Raw genomic sequence first — 16,317 nt, 5'->3', positions numbered from 1 at the left:
ACAGCAGATATTTGTTTAAATATATCATATACCGATTTAATTACATTACTTTATTTTGTGCGTTTGCCAGATTCAAAACCGCATAATAGCGCAGGAAATTTAACTTGCATGGGTTGCAACATAATTAAACTTGCTTTAACCTAAAGTAGGTAACATTCATAAAGAACTCTTTACAAAAAATCTAAAGTATAACACAGACCCCCATCATATTAAAGATCACATATAGTTGATATAGAGAGCTATGCAGTATAGTATAAGTAAATAATTAGTCTCAATTGCTCATGATAAAACACTAGAATAGGTCAATATATATGTCTTTAAAATTGCCTGTAAATAAAAACAGAAAAGGGCTGCAGTTCCCTGCAGCCCTTTTCTGTTTTCTGAGAGTTTATCTGACTCTAACGCTTCATAAGTTTAAATGTATGCTTTGTGTCATTGTCGAGTATATAAAGCACATACATCCCTTTAGTAGTAACACTACGCATATCTACTGTGATGGAGTTGCCGGAGGTTTCCTCGGTACGCTGCTGTAGCACCTTACCCATTGCATCCATTAACATTACCTGCACGTTACGAGCTTCTGTACCATTGAGAGTCACAACTACTGCATCATCGAATGGATTAGGGTAGGCCGAAGCTGTGCCATTACCTGTGTTCAAAGCAACTGCTCTGATTGGCGAGTAAGAAGTGGTGCCGTCTAAGTCAACCTGCTTCAGTCTATAGTAACGTGTGCCTATCACCGCTTTTGTATCTAGGAAGTTGTAATCCTGGCGTAAAGCAGTGGTACCTACTTTACTCTCCACAAATCCTATCGCTTCAAAATCTCTAGCATTTCTCGATACCTGCACTTCGAAGCCTTTATTCTCCTGCTCTGAAGCTGTGGCCCAAGTTAAATTAACACCTTTGGTTTGTGCCTGCGCTTTGAAGAACATGAGCTCGACCGGGAGGGGTACAATTGCTTCATTACCAACAAAAAATGTATTTGTCGCACTCAATCCTGTTACGCAATAGTTTTCTGGATTCAACACTTGGATTTCTACTCTAACACCATTTAAATCTCCTGGCATAGATTGGAAAGTAAATGTCCTAGAGGTAGTTGGTGAAGGTGAAGTTGAAATCCATTCAGGCGAATTTGTTCTACGATATGACCAAATCAAAGTGCCAATCAAATTGTCATCAATATTTGATGCAAATCCATAAGTCTCAGGCTGACCTACTACTGGATTAACAGGTTCAACAAGATTTCCCGTTGCCACATTATTATTAGAAGCCTCAACTGTAAGTTCCGATGTATAGCTGTTACAAGAATTCGATACAGTTACTCTAAGTGTACCTCTATAAGCTTCATTTGGGGAAGTAATACTTACTTGATTTGTATTAGCATTAGCTATAGATGGAGCTGGCGAGTTAACGAAACCATCAGCGGGAACTATTGACCAAGTATATGATGCTCCAACTACATTAGGCACGCTATAAATTTCAGTCCTTCCTTGGCAAACCGTCTGATTCCCTGTTATCGCGCTATGTTGCAGTATTGGTGCAGGTGTAACTGAAATTGGAACTTTAGCACTTTCACACCCTAAAGTAATATTATATTTGCTTACATAATAAGTTGTTTGAGTAGTAGGTGCCTCTATTTCATAGATATCGCCTTGCCATTGTGGAAATACATCAGCTTGATTCGTATACCATCTATATGTTTCACCTAAAACTGCGCCTGATGCTGTCAAAACCACAGATCCTCCAATACAAGCTGAAATTGCTGAAGCGCTGGGTGAAGTAATATTTTGTCCCTGTTGCATAACATTTACATCCCAAGAATCGCTTTGAGTACATAAACTACCAGAAGGTTTTCTTATATATACACTTACTAATCCATATTCATTTGCTCTTTTAAAGGTTTGTGTGGAAGTGAAATTATTCGCGCTAGTTGCAGTAATCTCAGCAACTATATTACCATTCCTCATCCAAACATATGTATCACCAGCAGAAGCACCTCTTGCAGTAAGTACTACCTCACCAGTTGGGCAGTTATCTGTGGTCGTTACAGTTGGCTTCACTGGCTTTCCAATCAGAGCTTCAATAGCTACACGAGGACCTTCACATTGCCCTAAAACATTATATCTTGATACGTAATATATAGTGCTTGTTGAAACTCTAACTGAATAAGAACCTTCAATAGTCTCGTCATAAGAGGATGAATTCCCTTTATACCATCGGTATCTTTCACCTGCAGTAGCACCTGTGGCTGTCAGCACTAAATCTGCAGGGCCAGTGCAGCTACTTGCAGAGAAAGCTTGTGGCACAGGAGGGGCACACCTTTCAGTAATAACTAAATCATCAAAACGTATTGTTGCATCGTTTCTACTTCCATCCACATAAATTCCAATGACCAGATTCGACATACTTCCTAGAACCAAGTTTGCCGATGTAGTGCTTAAAAAATCAGTATTGCTTATATCTATTTGTGGTATTGCTTTGAAAGCTCCTTCTCTTATTTGGCTTTCAGAATTACCTAAATTCACATAGAATTTACCATCTCGGTTACTCCCACTTCCTGTTACACGTGCCTTAAGCGAGATATTGTATGTAAAACCGGGTTTAGTTTGGTAATTAGTGTTTATAAAAATAAACCCATTATAACCAGCACTACTACCAGTTCCAGTGGAATTAATTACCAATTCATTATTACTATAAGATGGGCCAATTCCTTTTCCATCTGAATCGAAAGAAATCCCGGCTCTTTCACTGGCGGTGAAGCCATTATTATAAACAGGTATACTCTGCCCCACACTCTCCCCACTAGCCAGCAGGAAAAAGCTTAGTAACAGTAGCATAAAGACTTTACTTGCCGCAGCTGTTCCCGTAGCGTTGGCAGTTGGCCGCTGGGTGAAGGCGGCGGTTGGATTGTAGATGTGTTTCATAAAAAACTCAAAAAATTAGAAGATTCTGGTTGGTTGGCGGCTTAATTAGAGCCGAAGTATGGCCATAGTAATTCCACTTATACTTTTTACAGCATTTTTTAGAACTCTAATATTAGAGATCTAACGAGATAGGTATATTTTGACTAGCTATAAGCTAATATGTGGTATACCTGCTTAAAGGATCACTTTTTACCTATTAAAATATTCGGAAGAATTACTTTGCCCCTAGAATAACTAAGTCTAATTAATTATTAATATAAAGCAATATTAATTATAGGACAGCTAATTTCCATACTATTATTGTTATTTTTTTTATCAGAAATTTACAAATTGCACTAATTTTCAACTGTTCCACCGTTTAACTTTACAATCTAACAAGCACTATATGATGATTTAAACAATTAATTGTCAGCTCTTTCTGCGAACCGTATAAGGCCTGTCTAAATTGCACTGAATATTTAATAAATTAGTATCTAAATCCAATGCCACAAGGTTACCATAAGCTGCGTTTTTGTAGTACACGCAGCCTGCATCGAGGTTGATACGGGCATCCTGATGTGCAGCACTTTTCTTGATCGTATGTAGGGGAGTGGGGGTATGGCCGTGCAGGAGCCTCTTATTACCGAGGCGATCCCAGTCGACTTCGTAGTGTCTTATGTTAAGCATGGCTTCTTTGTCTCTAAAAAGGTCGGTTTGATGGAAGTCGAAGCCGGCATGCACCAAAAAGTAGTCGGGTAATTCAAGGTAGAAGGGGAGGGAATCAATGAAGTTGGCGTAATAGGTGGGGAATTTCCTGAAATCGTGCATGCCAAAGTTATGTAGCACCATTTGTTTTTCAGATGCCGAAAGACTAACAGCCGACTCACCTTTCGAAGCGGCTTTGAGCAGCATCTGGTCATGATTGCCGCGCAGGCAGTGCACCTGGTAGTGCTGTTTTTGGAGGTGCAGGATAAAATCCAGCACGCCTTTGCTGTCGGGGCCTTTGTTCACGTAGTCGCCCAGCAGGTATAGCTCATCGGTTTTTTTGAGTTGCAGTTGCTCGAGTACGAGCGTTTTGAAGGTGCGGGCGCAGCCGTGTATGTCACTGATCGCGTATCGGGCCATGGCGGGAGTACGTCTGGTCTGAATCGGTTTGAAGCAGCTAAAAAAATAGCACCTGTTTCATGAGCAGGTGCTATTCTTTTCAGCTGTTTTTCTGATTAGTTATACTTGTTGTTGTCTAAGCCTGGTTTGTGATGATTGCGGTTCGGATTGTTCACGCGCACATTGGCTCCTGTTTCATCCGCATCGTCCACGGTATACTTATTTTCCAGGTCTTCACGCTCTGCACGGGTGCTATTCGGATCTACCGGTTTGTCACCAGTACCTTTGCTTTGACCACGTCCTGTTGGGTTTCCTGAATCAGCCCCGCCGGGCTGGGTATGCTTATATGATGGCATAATGTGTCTCCTTGTATTTAAGTTAAAAATAAAAGGCAAGCGACCTAGGTCTTTACCTGAGTGAAGCTATACCTGTTTTAAAAATCAATTATAATGATCAGGTACCGCGCCCTTCGTCTTCGGTACGCATGTTGTCGGGCGGTGGCGTGCCGTCGTCGGCGAAGTCATTGACGCCGGTGGCTGACGGACCTTCGGAGGCAGTATCGCTGCCGAAGCCCTCTTTGCCGTCACGGTTACCGAAGCCGCCGCGCTGGTGTTCGTTCTTCGGCGGATCAGCACCTGGTATAATATGCCCCGCACGAAATTCCTGATCTGTCGTATCGTCCTCTATCACGCGAACCGGCCTGTTTTTGGCTGCATCGCTGTGCTGCGATTCTCCTGCGTGTTTATCGTTTTCTTTATTTTCCATAGTTGTGTCTTTATCTTGCTCCACTTGAGAGCTATACCTGTTTTTACTCCATTTCGGCCGCTATGGTTTAGTTAGATTAGCCTCCAACCAGTTCGCCGCCATTCACATGGATCACCTGTCCGGTTATATAGGATCCGTCCTGAGAAGCCAGCAAAACATAGGCCGGCGCTACTTCCGATGGCTGCCCGGGACGCCCAAGCGGCACATTCTGGCCAAACTCTTTTACTTTCTTCTCATCAAATGAGGCAGGTATAAGCGGTGTCCAGATTGGACCTGGGGCCACAGCATTCACCCGTATTTTCTTTTCTGCCAGGTTAGAGGACAGGGAGCGGGTAAAGGAAGTAATGGCCCCCTTGGTAGAGGCATAATCCATGAGGTGGTGGCTACCGCGGTAGGAGGTAACGGAAGTAGAGTTTACGATGGCGCTACCTTCTTTCATGTGCTCCAAAGCTGCTTTAGTCATGTAGAACATCGAGAAGATGTTTGTCTTAAAAGTACGTTGCAGCTGGTCTTTCGATATGTCCTTTAGATCTGTCTGCTCGTGCTGCTCTGCGGCGTTGTTCACCAATATGTCCAGCCCGCCAAGATCATTTACAGCCTGCTGGACAGCTTTTTTGCAGAAGGCTTCGTCTCCGATATCACCTGAAATGATCACCCCTTTGCGGCCTTCCTTTTCTATAAGTTGCAGGGTGTCTTTGGCGTCTTTGTCCTCGTTCAGGTATATGATGGCTACATCCGCGCCTTCACGGGCGAAGTGCACAGCCACGGCACGACCTATGCCGCTATCACCGCCTGTAATCAGGGCTTTCTTGCCTTTGAGCTTATCGCTGCCTTTGTAGTTTTCGCGTATGTACTCCGGCTGTGGCGTCATTTTATGTTCTTTGCCCGGTTGCTCTTCCTGTTTCTGGGCAGGTACTTCTTCTGGTTTGTTTGCCATAGTTTTTATAGTTTTAATGTGCTTGCAGTCCATACCTATACGCCTGCATTTTTGGCCTAGTTACCGTAGCTCGGTATCTTGCAAGGCAGTCAGCCGTTTATACCTTAAAATATGTCCCTGGATTATGTGGAAAGAAACAGATAATAAACTCACCCGCAGCTTTGAGTTCAAAGACTTCAGAGCGGCTATGACTTTTATGAACAATGTGGCCGATGTGGCTGAAGAGCTCAATCATCACCCATGGTGGAGCAATGTATACAACAAAGTGGAGATCGAACTGACAACACACGATGCCGGCAATACCGTCACTGACAAGGATGTGGAACTGGCCCGGCGCATTGATCAGCTGTACGACGAGCTGATGGTCTGAGGCTGCGTCATCAGAGTTGCTGTCAGGAGCTGGCTTATACCCCGGCACTGCAATCAGTCCTTAACAATCGACAATTAAGTAATACCTTTGCTGTATGCAGGAACCTGAAAAAACTAACCTATACCTGGTGCCAACCCCCATCGGCAACCTGGAGGATATCACGCTGCGGGCTATACGCATACTGAAGGAAGTGGACGTTATACTGGCCGAAGACACGCGCACCAGCGGCAAACTATTGCAGCACTTAGGTATAGAGAAGCGCATGCACAGCCACCACTTGCACAACGAACACAAAGCCAGCGCCCATCTGGTGGATCGCATGAAGGCAGGCGAAGTAATGGCATTGATCTCGGATGCCGGTACACCTGGGATTTCTGACCCTGGCTTCCTGCTCGTGCGCGAATGCCTCAAGGCTGACCTTAAAGTAGAGTGCCTCCCTGGCGCAACCGCCTTTGTGCCAGCCTTGGTTAAATCAGGCTTCAGCACCGACCGCTTCACCTTCGAGGGTTTCCTGCCTTTGAAAAAAGGACGCCAGACGCGCCTGATCAGCCTGGCAGAGGAGGAGCGGACCATGATTTTCTATGAGTCCCCGCACCGCCTGCTCAAGACCCTCACGCAGTTTAAGGAGTACTTCGGCGGCGAACGCATGGCTTCTGTTTCACGTGAAATCTCGAAGATGTTTGAAGAAACTGTGAACGGTACACTCGACGAGCTGATTGAGATTTTCACCACCAAGGCAATTAAGGGTGAGTTTGTAGTGGTCGTTTCCGGGGCGGGAGCAAAGTAAACTGAATACGATTAAATTTATGAAGCTATACCTTAAAAAGCTTTCACTGATTTTGATGTTGCTGCTTTTTGCCGTGCAGGCGAAGGCGCAGTTTGAGGGCACCCGTTTGTCTCCTGAGGCCAGAATCAGCCTGATCACCTGCTCGCCAGGCGATGAACTCTATGCCATCTTCGGGCACAGCGCTGTGCGCGTCAATGATCCTGCCTCAGGTATGGACATCGTATTCAACTACGGTACCTTCGATTTCAACGAGCCGGGCTTCTACATCAAGTTCATCCGCGGCAAGCTCAACTACAAGCTCTCCATCGCCTACTTCCAGGATTTCGCCTACAGCTATACCCTGGACAATCGCTCTATTTATGAGCAGGAGATGAACTTCACGGAAGCGCAGAAACAGCAGTACTGGCAGTTTCTGACAAACAATTACCTGCCCGAAAACCGCTTTTACCTCTACGACTTCTTTTTCGACAACTGTGCCACCCGTATCCGCGATGGCATAGAAGCTACTTTCCCGAACCAGGTGGCTTTTAATGTGGAGCATCTTGATCAGGACATGAGCTTCCGCAACCTGATCGACCTATACCTGCCACCGCAGCCCTGGTCCGACTTTGGCATCGACCTGGCCTTGGGAGCGCCCATCGATCGCACAGCCACGCCTTACGAGTACATGTTCCTGCCCGATTATCTTTCAGAGGGATTTGCCAGCGCCACGATCCAGCAAAACGGACAGCAGGTGCCTTTGGTAGGAGAGCCGCAGGTCATTTTCCAGAATACTCCGATGCCGGCCTCAGCTGGCAGCCTGTTTAACCCTATATTGGTGTGGTGGCTGTTTTTTGGCCTTGTACTGGCCATCACCGTGCTCGATTACAAGCGCCGCAAGCGCAGCCGTACGTTTGATGTGTTCCTGTTCCTGATTACAGGTCTACTGGGTGTGCTGCTGTTCCTACTGTGGTTTGCCACTGACCACCAGGCAGCTGCGAATAACTTTAACCTGCTTTGGGCACTACCTACCCATGTTGTAGCCGCAGCTTTTCTGGCCAGGCCTGTACTGCCGGGCTGGCTACAGAAGTACATGCTGGTGACGGCTGCGCTGGCTATCATCACACTTTTATTGTGGTTGGTGTGGCCACAGCAGTTACATGCCGCAGTTTTCCCGATCGCTTTAGCCCTCCTTGTAAGAGCCGCGTATACGGTTTGGGCTGCCCGACAACCGGCAGTGATCAGCAACACAAACCCTAAAATCAAAGAGCGTATATGAACTTGCAGCAACTTTGCCATAATGCCAATATCATCGTCAAAAAAGTAGGCGCCTTCATCAAGCATGAAGCCGGGAACTTTGACAGGGGTAGGGTAGAGCTCAAGGGCTTCAATAACCTGGTGTCCTACGTGGATAAGGAGGCTGAGAAGCAGCTGGTAGAGGCATTGCGCAACCTGTTGCCAGAGGCGGGTTTTATAACGGAGGAGGAAACGGACAACACCCGTGGCGAACGCTTCAACTGGATTATCGACCCGCTGGACGGCACCACCAACTTCACCCACGGTCTGCCACTGTACTCTGTTAGCGTAGCACTGCTGGATGGCGATGAGGTGGTGCTAGGCATTGTATATGAAGTGAACAAAGACGAGTGCTTTTATGCGACAAAGGGCAACGGTGCGTTCTTAAATGACAACCCCATCCAGGTTTCGCCAGCAGAAGGCTTAAGAGATTCGCTCATTGCCACAGGATTCCCCTACTATGAGTTTGGGCTCACGCAGCAGTACCTGCAGGTACTGGGTGCCTTTATGGGCAAGTCGCATGGGGTACGCAGGCTTGGCTCTGCCGCGCTGGACCTGGCTTATGTGGCAGCAGGACGTTTTGAAGGATTCTTCGAATACAACCTGAACGCCTGGGATGTGGCAGGAGGCGCTATTATCGTGCAAGAGGCGGGTGGCCATGTCTCTAAATTCACGGCTGGGGGCGACTATATTTTTGGCCGCGAAATTGTGGCCAGCAACGGCAACATCCATCAGGAAATGCTCGACACCATCGCCGAGCACTGGAAAGAACAACTGCCCTGATTTTTAAGCCGATGGAGCTGTAGAAAAAGTCCTTTTAGCGAACTCCTTTCGTCTTTGGGTTAAAATCAGGAACGGACCTAAACTTTTTGTATCTTTGTATAGTTGATAGAGCAGAACGATATGGTACAGCAAATCATCATTTTCCTGATATTCGCAGTGGCAGTAGGCTACATGGGCTGGGTAATTTACCGAAGTTTCATGCCAAACAAGAACGCCGGCTGCGCCAAAGGCTGCGGCAGCTGCTCAGCCATCGACTTCAGCAAAATTCAAAAAGAACTCGACAAGAAGGCGGTGTAGCTTCCCTTATTCCCGCTACTCGGTTTTTGGCTTAACGCCTCACCTGCATCCGTAGGTATAGCCCCCATACCTTACTATGGTTTAGTTGGCTATTTTTACGCTGATGTATACCTCCCGGAGCCGGCCCCTGAATTATTCCAGTCCCTTTTTCGTATCCATTGCCTGATTTTGCGTATAGTTCTATACTTAACAGAACATCCCTTAAAACTATACGCTATGCAAGATAAAGTAGAAGAAAGATCCCTGGTCAATGTGCTCAACCGCCTCCGCAAAGATGGCTATACCTATGACTTTAAAGTATCGGGTGAAGGCACGCTTTGCACCATGGAGGACAAGCACACTTTTGGACCAGACCAGGTACGCATCGTGGACTTTTACCGCTTCGAAGGTGAAAGTGACCCGGATGACATGTCGATATTGTATGCTGTAGAAACCAACAATGGCCTGCGCGGCACGATTTCTAACTCTTACGGCCCTTATGCCGACGAGAAGGTAGACAACTTCCTGAAGCAAGTAGAAGACCTTGGCAAGAACCTCGATAAAAAAGACAAATAAAACAGAAAGGGCCGATTGATCGGCCCTTTCTGTTTTAACTGCAGTATTTGCTATACCTAATTATCTGACATATTACGGCCATTCTTCATCTGGGCCTGCAAGTCTTCCAAATGCTCGTTTAGCTTCTCGCCGCCTTTTATGCCGAAATCGAGTGTCCTGATCGGGAATGGAATCATGATATCGTTCGCATCAAAAGCCTTCTTGATCTTGATGATCGCATCACTTTTAGCCGACACAAAATCTATCTGCCGGGAATAAGATATCCAAAAGCGGGCTTTAAAGTCGATCGAACTGTCATTAAACGCATCGTACATCACTTCCACGTCGCGGGTCTTCACTCGGTTTTTTACATCCTGTAGCGCTTCTATCACAATTTGCTGCACCTTTTCCAGATCTTCGCCATACGACACGCCCACGTCCAGGTCAAGACGTCGGATGCCGCTACTTGAATAATTAGTTACCGGGTTCTCAAACACCATTTTGTTAGGCAGCTTCACCAGCTCACCTGAAGGCTTTCGGATATCCAGCGTGCGCAGGGACACCCGCTCAATCACTCCAAAATAATCATTGGTCTCAATCATATCGCCTACCCCGAAAGGCTTCTGCACGGCAATGATAATGCCTGAGATGAAGTTGGCGGCAATATCCTGAAAGGCAAAACCCAGGGCCAGACCAATGATACCCACACCAGCCAGCAAGGAGATAACCACCCTGTCGAGCTGCAGCACACTGAGCACAAAGAAGAAGCCGACGGCTAACAAAGCCAGGTATAGTATAGTAGATATCAGATTGTTGAGTGCTGCGCTGTGTGAGATGCGGCCAATCACCTTATCGAGCCCATTACGGATAAAGCGAGCAACTATAAATGTGATTATCAGGAGGATAACTGCCACAACAATGTTCGGCAGCATCAAAATCAAGTGCTCGCCCCAGCCTTCCAGCTTACTTAGCAGTAACTCAATCGCTTTGTTAATGTCGTTCATATACGGTATTTAATGTTCTACATGATCGTCAGGTACAGCTTAGGCCCATACCCGTGTGCCCTCGGTGCAGTTGCGGCACATTTCTATTTCTTCCCGTGACTGTAACAGCGATCTCCGGAATTGGTTATACCCCGGGCTGCGCCATACCTGCCGGAAACTTTGCGCTTTCACGTCTCCCATGCGGTACTCAGCGTCCTTATCGAAGCAGCAGGGTACTACCAACCCATCCCAGGTGATGACACAGGAGTGCCACATCTTCCAGCACTGGTTCAGCAACTTGTTTTTGATGGAGTAACTGCCGTCACCGTTATTCCTATACCTGGAGTAATAGTCGATGGTAGGTATAAGCGGCGAGCCCTGCCCATAATCGTAGATCTGCGCCGTCTTAAATACGACTTCGTCCACGCCGAGTTCGTCGGCCAGCGCCTGCACCTCCGAAATCTGGTGCTCATTGGGCCGCACCACCAGGAACTGGAACATGATATGCGGTGTGCGTGACTTCAGTTCTTTTTTCCACTTCACGACCTGCCTAGTTCCTTCCAGCACCTTATCGAGTTTGCCTCCCACACGGTAGGCGGCATAAGTATCCTGTGTGGTGCCGTCTATGGACACGATCAGGCGGTCCAGTCCTGACTCCACAGTTTTGCGGGCTGTGTCGCTATCTAGGAAATGGGCGTTGGTAGATGTGGCGGTATAGATGCCTTTATCAGATGCGTATTTAACAAGCTCCAGAAACTGTTTGTGCAGGTAGGGCTCTCCCTGAAAGTAAAAGATCAGGTATAACAGGCGCTTATGCAACTGGTCGATGGTCTCTTTGAACAGATCGGCCTGCAGCATACCCGTGGGCCTGGTGAATGAGCGGAGCCCACTCGGGCACTCGGGGCAACGCAGGTTGCAGGAAGTGGTCGGCTCAAACGAGATGCTGAGCGGATCACCCCAGTGCACGGCTTTGCGCGAAGTCCTCGCATACCAGTAGCTGCCTGCCACCTGCAGGGCGTTTAGCACACGCAGTGGCGTTAGTTTCGACAGGAAATTGAGCTTATCAGAGAGGTGCAGCTTCATGTATAGGTATGCAAAAGAAAGGGCAGCCCACAAAGGCTGCCCCACTAAATTATACTTTATGGCGCTAACGGCCAAAAATAAGGTTCGCTTAGTAACGGAAGAGCGCTTTTACGCTACCATTATCATCGCCTGCCTCTGACAGGCCGTTGTAGCTGCTTACGTATACCTTGCCACCCTGCGCCAGCGTCTTGATAGCTGCCAGGTTGATCAGGTCGTCGTCGCCGCGCTGGTAGTCTTTGTGCACCTCTGCCACGGCGCTCTTGGCATCGTAGCGTCCCCACACCGGGCTGCTTGGCGCTATGAACAGCGTGTCTACACGGCCATGCACGGCCTCGGCAGCCACAGTGGCAATGTCCTCAGAGGTTACGCCGGTTCCGGCCACGTTTTCGTAGCGGCTCAGTGAGTCGGTGTGGCTCTGCTGCATCAGCGGTTTCATCACATCCAGCGCCTTCTCGTGTATGGTCTGCGGACTCATACCCGCAGCTGTTTCATTCAGGTTAATGTTCTGCGGTACGATGTGCTTGTACTTGCTGTACTTGCGGAACAGGGCGCAGTAGTGGTCCACACCTGCCAGCACCAGTGGCTCTGTAGCGTTGTGCAGAATTTCCTGCAGGCTATTATCGATCTCATGTATAAACTCACGCACTTCGTCATGCTCATCGTCGCCTTTTACAGCACCGGCGCCATGCACGATGTTCGATCCGTTCACGGTCGTAGTGGAGTGATGGAAATCCTGATCGTTACCTTTAATCGTGAACTTCAGAGCTTCATTCATGCTCTCTGGCGCAAATGCACTGATATCGATCTGGCGGATGCGGTCGATTGTAGCCTCGTAGAATCCGATGCGCTCACGGTAGAGCGACAGGATGAAGAAGCGACCGTTCTGGCTCAGGATCGGGAGCATAGGCGTGAAGTAGAACTGGTCGAGCACGTACACCACATCCGGCATCGTGATTGGCAGGGTATAGTGCGCCGAGAAGCCTTTGGTGATAAACACAGCCAGGCCTTCAGACTGATGACGCCAGAAACCGGTGTCATTCAGCAGTTCTTCGGCGGGCTTCATGTAGGCGTCAATTTCAGCATCGGCCACATCGTGCCTTGCCAGTAGTGCGCGGGCTTCTTTCAGTTTGTTTTTGAACAGTGTGTGGTCCTGACCGTTCAGTGTCTCGTGGCCAGCTCGGTGCGTAGGTATGTAGATAGAGATGCAAAGTGCGTCTTTCGTGTTGTTCTGAACATTGAGAAGCTTCTCAATGTCACTTTTGTTGATTAATGCCATATTTTTCTAGCTGTTAAATGAATAAGGATATCTCAAACAATCAATTCCTTTCTATCACCCCCTTGCATAAAGGGGTTAGGCTTTAATTACGCACTAAACAAATACACGGTTATTGATGCCTTCAGAAACGGAGGCAATGGACCTAAAAAGAACGCCGCCCATGCTTGTGAACATAGGCGGCGTTGTATGTAGTCAGGTATAGCTATTACCTGCGGGAGGCTCTGTTACTCATGACATGCTGCAGGATTTCCTTTTCGGCTTCACGGTCTATGGGGCGACGGGGCTTTGTGCTCAGGATCGTGCCGTCCTCGTCTATCAGGAAGTAAGCCGGCACATCTTTGAGGCCATACTGACGGGCCAGATCATTGCCTTGGCCCCGCAGGTATAGCTGTACCCCTCCAAAGCCTCTCGACTGCACTACATTGCGCCAGGCCTGCTCATTATCATCCACCCCAATGTTGATGAGCACTACATCATGAGGCTGCAGCTTCCGGGCCAGTTCCTGCGCATGCGGTTGCTCTACCATGCACAGACCGCAATCAGTACGCCAAAAGCTCAGGTATACAATCTTTCCTTTAAAATCGCTGAGCGACACCAACTGCCCGTTTATGTCCTGCAGGCTAAAGCCTGGAGCCGCACTGCCTATACCTAAGCCCGGGTGGCTTTCGTACTGCTGCAACAATGTGGCGTACACATCAGCCACAGCTATGTGTTGGCGGAAGTCCTGCAGCATGGCAGGCACATGCAGCACATTGCCCTGCTGCAGCGACTGACGTATAAGATATGCCTGCGCCATTACCCGCGCCTGCCCCTGTAAGGTATGGCTTACCTGCTCGTATGCCTTTTTATAATAATGTATGTCGCCCGCTTCCAGCTGGGCTTGCTCTCCTATAAACTTAATGTAATTGCGCAGAAAGGCTGGAAAACTGATGGCCTCCAGATTCGCCGGCTGCTCCATGTCCAGTTCCTGCAGGAAGTCGAAGTAGCTTGTAGAAGGACTAAGCTGTACCGGCAGCCTCATCAGCTCGCGCATATTAAAAAAGGTAAGGCGGTCATTGGCGTAGCTGTAGTCAATCTCAGCCAGTATGAGTTGCCTGAAATACTCGCTTACTGGCTTCGCTGATATTTTCTTCTCAAAAATGGCCAGCTGATCTTCTTTACGATAATCCAGAAACTGCAGAAACTCTATCTCTGATAGCTTTACATTGTCGGGCAGGGTCTGGTAGTCCTCCTCTTCATCGAAACGATAGGCATGCAGGGTCAGGTAGTTGTTTTCGTTCGCACCCTGTCCGCTGTATTTCAGCGTTTTGAGCATTTTGCCGGCAGTAAACGTTACCTGTAGCTCAAAGCCCGGCTCCAGGTATAGCGGAGCTGATTCGTTGCCGTATACCAGTTCTACTGTAAGGGGCTTGCCAACAGGCAGCTCAAGCCTGAAACGCCCATTATTGATTTCAGCAAACGTGCGCTGTTCTTCCGGAAATAATAAAGATGGGAGAGAGGCGATGAAGATATCATCCTCCTGGCCTTTTTGAACTTTGCCCGTAATCGTAACGGTACCTTGAGCCAACAAGGAATGGGTTGCCAGCATACATGCCAGCAACAGTATAAGCATACGTTTCATAGGTACAGCGGGTAGAGGTGTCTTATAAAATCTAATTTTCAGTCCAACTTGCTTCTATTTTCGGCTTGCCGTTCATGGCCCGAAAATTCCAGTTAACGCACTGAACATTAATTTTATAGATTAAAATTCCAATTCCCAATACTGCCCTTGAAATTATACGAAAGATAGAACTACTTCCTGTTTAAAGCACAATTCTAACCGAAGAGTGAAGCGAACACTTCTTCTAATCGTCCAAAAGCATGCACGTTGATAGAGAATTTGCTCAGATCCACTCCCTTCTTGTTGTATTTGGAGATGTAAATGTCCCGGAAGCCAAGCTTTTCTGCTTCTGTGATGCGGTTCTCAATGCGGTTGACAGCTCTTACTTCACCACCTAGGCCTACTTCCGCTGCAAAACATGAAGTGCTAGGTATGGCGATGTCTTCGAAAGAGGAGAGGATGGAGGCGCACACGGCCAGGTCAAGTGCCGGATCCTCTACTTTAAGACCTCCGGCTATGTTTAAGAATACGTCCTGCGTACCCAGTCTATACCCACCGCGCTTCTCCAACACAGCCAGTAGCATGTTAAGGCGCTTGCCATCAAAACCGGTGCTGGTGCGTTGCGGCGTACCGTAGGTGGCAGGCGTTACGAGGCTCTGCACCTCAATCAGTAACGGTCGGTTACCTTCCAGCGTGGCACCAATGGCGATGCCGCTGAAAGCATCCTCCCGCTGCGAGATCAGGATCTCGGATGGGTTGCTCACTTCGCGCAGGCCTGTGCCCAGCATTTCGTAGATTCCCAACTCCGAGGTAGAGCCGAAGCGGTTTTTGGAGGTGCGCAGGATACGGTAGGTCATATGACGGTCGCCTTCAAACGTCAGCACGGTGTCTACCATGTGCTCCAGTATCTTTGGCCCTGCCAGGTTGCCTTCTTTGGTGATGTGGCCGATCAGAAAGACCGGTGTGCCGCTTTCTTTGGCGAACTTGAGCAGCTCAGCCGTGCACTCGCGTACCTGACTCACACTGCCGGCCCCGGCCTCTATAAATGAGGAGTGCAGCGTCTGGATGGAGTCAATGATGAGTACTTGCGGACGCAATTGCTCTATTTGCTTAAAAATGTTCTGCGTGCCTGTTTCGGTCAGGATAAAGCAGTCAGAGGTCTGTGCATTGAGGCGCTCAGCCCGCATTTTGATCTGGTGTTCGCTTTCCTCACCGCTTACATAAAGCACTCGCAGCCCCGTCAGACTCAGGGCGATCTGCAACATCAGCGTAGACTTGCCTATACCTGGCTCGCCGCCTATAAGTACCATAGAGCCCGGCACAATGCCGCCGCCCAGTACCCGGTTCAGTTCCTGGTCCACCGTCTGGATACGCTGCTGCTCCTGGTAGCTGATGTCAGCAATTGGCTTGGGCTTATTGGCCACCTGCGCCGAGCTGCTGGTATTGCCCACTTTCCAGACACTGGAAGGGGTAAGTTCTTCACGCTGCACCACTTCCTCCACGTAGGTGTTCCACTCGCCACAGGCAGGGCATTTGCCGATCCACTTGGCCGACTGCGCCCCGCAGTTCTGGCAGAAATATGAAGTTTTAATCTTAGCCATTCCGCTTTATACCTATGCA

At 48.1% G+C, this 16,317-nt stretch carries 16 protein-coding genes; 6 read left to right on the top strand and 10 right to left on the bottom strand.

From position 1 onward, the window contains the following. Positions 1-398 precede the first annotated feature (398 nt). The 5 genes from BW972_RS20010 to BW972_RS05145 all read right to left on the bottom strand — a co-directional run bounded on the left by BW972_RS20010 (position 399) and on the right by BW972_RS05145 (position 5,709). On the bottom strand, positions 399-2,924 hold the full coding sequence (locus BW972_RS20010) for an Ig-like domain-containing protein (protein WP_234986299.1): 2,526 nt from the start codon (positions 2,922-2,924) through the stop codon (positions 399-401). Between the two features lie 408 nt (positions 2,925-3,332). Further along, complete coding sequence (locus BW972_RS05160; RefSeq protein ID WP_076421340.1) at positions 3,333-4,028, bottom strand: metallophosphoesterase family protein; 696 nt, start codon at positions 4,026-4,028, stop codon at positions 3,333-3,335. A gap of 95 nt (positions 4,029-4,123) precedes the next feature. Further along, a complete protein-coding gene (locus BW972_RS05155) occupies positions 4,124-4,363 on the bottom strand; it encodes a hypothetical protein (protein ID WP_007659207.1) in 240 nt (79 codons plus the stop codon). 97 nt (positions 4,364-4,460) lie between these two features. After that, the gene (locus BW972_RS05150) at positions 4,461-4,772 is read right to left on the bottom strand and encodes a hypothetical protein (RefSeq protein ID WP_076421339.1); all 312 of its coding nucleotides are present in this window, start codon (positions 4,770-4,772) and stop codon (positions 4,461-4,463) included. Positions 4,773-4,848: 76 nt separating this feature from the next. After that, on the bottom strand, positions 4,849-5,709 hold the full coding sequence (locus BW972_RS05145; RefSeq protein WP_076421338.1) for an SDR family oxidoreductase: 861 nt from the start codon (positions 5,707-5,709) through the stop codon (positions 4,849-4,851). Positions 5,710-5,833: 124 nt separating this feature from the next. Between BW972_RS05145 and BW972_RS05140 the strand changes: the two genes are divergently transcribed. The 6 genes from BW972_RS05140 to BW972_RS05115 all read left to right on the top strand — a co-directional run bounded on the left by BW972_RS05140 (position 5,834) and on the right by BW972_RS05115 (position 9,776). Beyond that, positions 5,834-6,079, top strand: a complete 246-nt coding sequence (locus BW972_RS05140; RefSeq protein WP_007659191.1) for a 4a-hydroxytetrahydrobiopterin dehydratase — start codon at positions 5,834-5,836, stop codon at positions 6,077-6,079. Between the two features lie 94 nt (positions 6,080-6,173). Next, a complete protein-coding gene (gene rsmI / locus BW972_RS05135; RefSeq protein ID WP_007659189.1) occupies positions 6,174-6,866 on the top strand; it encodes a 16S rRNA (cytidine(1402)-2'-O)-methyltransferase in 693 nt (230 codons plus the stop codon). 19 nt (positions 6,867-6,885) lie between these two features. Further along, positions 6,886-8,124: an Lnb N-terminal periplasmic domain-containing protein gene (locus tag BW972_RS05130; protein WP_007659188.1), complete on the top strand. Its 1,239-nt coding sequence runs from the start codon at positions 6,886-6,888 to the stop codon at positions 8,122-8,124. Then, on the top strand, positions 8,121-8,924 hold the full coding sequence (locus tag BW972_RS05125) for an inositol monophosphatase family protein (protein ID WP_076421337.1): 804 nt from the start codon (positions 8,121-8,123) through the stop codon (positions 8,922-8,924). The genes BW972_RS05130 and BW972_RS05125 overlap by 4 nt, the downstream gene beginning before the upstream one ends. Before the next feature lie 120 nt (positions 8,925-9,044). Beyond that, positions 9,045-9,221 (top strand): FeoB-associated Cys-rich membrane protein, encoded by a 177-nt coding sequence (locus BW972_RS05120; RefSeq protein WP_071530898.1) that lies wholly within the window; start codon positions 9,045-9,047, stop codon positions 9,219-9,221. Between the two features lie 216 nt (positions 9,222-9,437). After that, positions 9,438-9,776, top strand: coding sequence for a hypothetical protein (locus BW972_RS05115; RefSeq protein ID WP_007659185.1), 339 nt, complete (start codon positions 9,438-9,440; stop codon positions 9,774-9,776). Between the two features lie 56 nt (positions 9,777-9,832). Here BW972_RS05115 and BW972_RS05110 read toward each other — a convergent pair whose 3' ends face one another. From BW972_RS05110 to radA, 5 genes are all read right to left on the bottom strand, one after another. Continuing rightward, a complete protein-coding gene (locus BW972_RS05110) occupies positions 9,833-10,759 on the bottom strand; it encodes a mechanosensitive ion channel family protein (RefSeq protein ID WP_007659184.1) in 927 nt (308 codons plus the stop codon). Positions 10,760-10,798: 39 nt separating this feature from the next. Then, entirely contained in the window at positions 10,799-11,821 is a 1,023-nt protein-coding gene (locus tag BW972_RS05105; protein WP_076421336.1) for an SPASM domain-containing protein, read from the bottom strand. 88 nt (positions 11,822-11,909) lie between these two features. Further along, on the bottom strand, positions 11,910-13,097 hold the full coding sequence (locus tag BW972_RS05100) for a baeRF3 domain-containing protein (protein ID WP_076421335.1): 1,188 nt from the start codon (positions 13,095-13,097) through the stop codon (positions 11,910-11,912). A 205-nt stretch (positions 13,098-13,302) separates the two neighbouring features. Beyond that, positions 13,303-14,718, bottom strand: coding sequence for a TlpA disulfide reductase family protein (locus tag BW972_RS05095; protein ID WP_234986298.1), 1,416 nt, complete (start codon positions 14,716-14,718; stop codon positions 13,303-13,305). A 194-nt stretch (positions 14,719-14,912) separates the two neighbouring features. Continuing rightward, positions 14,913-16,298, bottom strand: coding sequence for a DNA repair protein RadA (gene radA, locus BW972_RS05090; protein WP_007659179.1), 1,386 nt, complete (start codon positions 16,296-16,298; stop codon positions 14,913-14,915). Positions 16,299-16,317: the final 19 nt, after the last annotated feature.

The sequence above is a fragment of the Pontibacter lucknowensis genome (genome assembly GCF_900156415.1).
GTDB classification, from domain to species: Bacteria; Bacteroidota; Bacteroidia; order Cytophagales; family Hymenobacteraceae; genus Pontibacter; species Pontibacter lucknowensis.
The sequence above is the reverse complement of the archived record's forward strand: the minus strand, read 5'-3'. Positions and strand labels throughout refer to the sequence as shown.

Coding starts and splice junctions, on each gene's coding strand:
- BW972_RS20010 (WP_234986299.1), bottom strand. CDS start 2,924: ATGAAACACATCTACAATCCAACCGCCGCCTTCACCCAGCGGCCAACT.
- BW972_RS05160 (WP_076421340.1), bottom strand. CDS start 4,028: ATGGCCCGATACGCGATCAGTGACATACACGGCTGCGCCCGCACCTTC.
- BW972_RS05155 (WP_007659207.1), bottom strand. CDS start 4,363: ATGCCATCATATAAGCATACCCAGCCCGGCGGGGCTGATTCAGGAAAC.
- BW972_RS05150 (WP_076421339.1), bottom strand. CDS start 4,772: ATGGAAAATAAAGAAAACGATAAACACGCAGGAGAATCGCAGCACAGC.
- BW972_RS05145 (WP_076421338.1), bottom strand. CDS start 5,709: ATGGCAAACAAACCAGAAGAAGTACCTGCCCAGAAACAGGAAGAGCAA.
- BW972_RS05140 (WP_007659191.1), top strand. CDS start 5,834: ATGTGGAAAGAAACAGATAATAAACTCACCCGCAGCTTTGAGTTCAAA.
- rsmI (WP_007659189.1), top strand. CDS start 6,174: ATGCAGGAACCTGAAAAAACTAACCTATACCTGGTGCCAACCCCCATC.
- BW972_RS05130 (WP_007659188.1), top strand. CDS start 6,886: ATGAAGCTATACCTTAAAAAGCTTTCACTGATTTTGATGTTGCTGCTT.
- BW972_RS05125 (WP_076421337.1), top strand. CDS start 8,121: ATGAACTTGCAGCAACTTTGCCATAATGCCAATATCATCGTCAAAAAA.
- BW972_RS05120 (WP_071530898.1), top strand. CDS start 9,045: ATGGTACAGCAAATCATCATTTTCCTGATATTCGCAGTGGCAGTAGGC.
- BW972_RS05115 (WP_007659185.1), top strand. CDS start 9,438: ATGCAAGATAAAGTAGAAGAAAGATCCCTGGTCAATGTGCTCAACCGC.
- BW972_RS05110 (WP_007659184.1), bottom strand. CDS start 10,759: ATGAACGACATTAACAAAGCGATTGAGTTACTGCTAAGTAAGCTGGAA.
- BW972_RS05105 (WP_076421336.1), bottom strand. CDS start 11,821: ATGAAGCTGCACCTCTCTGATAAGCTCAATTTCCTGTCGAAACTAACG.
- BW972_RS05100 (WP_076421335.1), bottom strand. CDS start 13,097: ATGGCATTAATCAACAAAAGTGACATTGAGAAGCTTCTCAATGTTCAG.
- BW972_RS05095 (WP_234986298.1), bottom strand. CDS start 14,718: ATGAAACGTATGCTTATACTGTTGCTGGCATGTATGCTGGCAACCCAT.
- radA (WP_007659179.1), bottom strand. CDS start 16,298: ATGGCTAAGATTAAAACTTCATATTTCTGCCAGAACTGCGGGGCGCAG.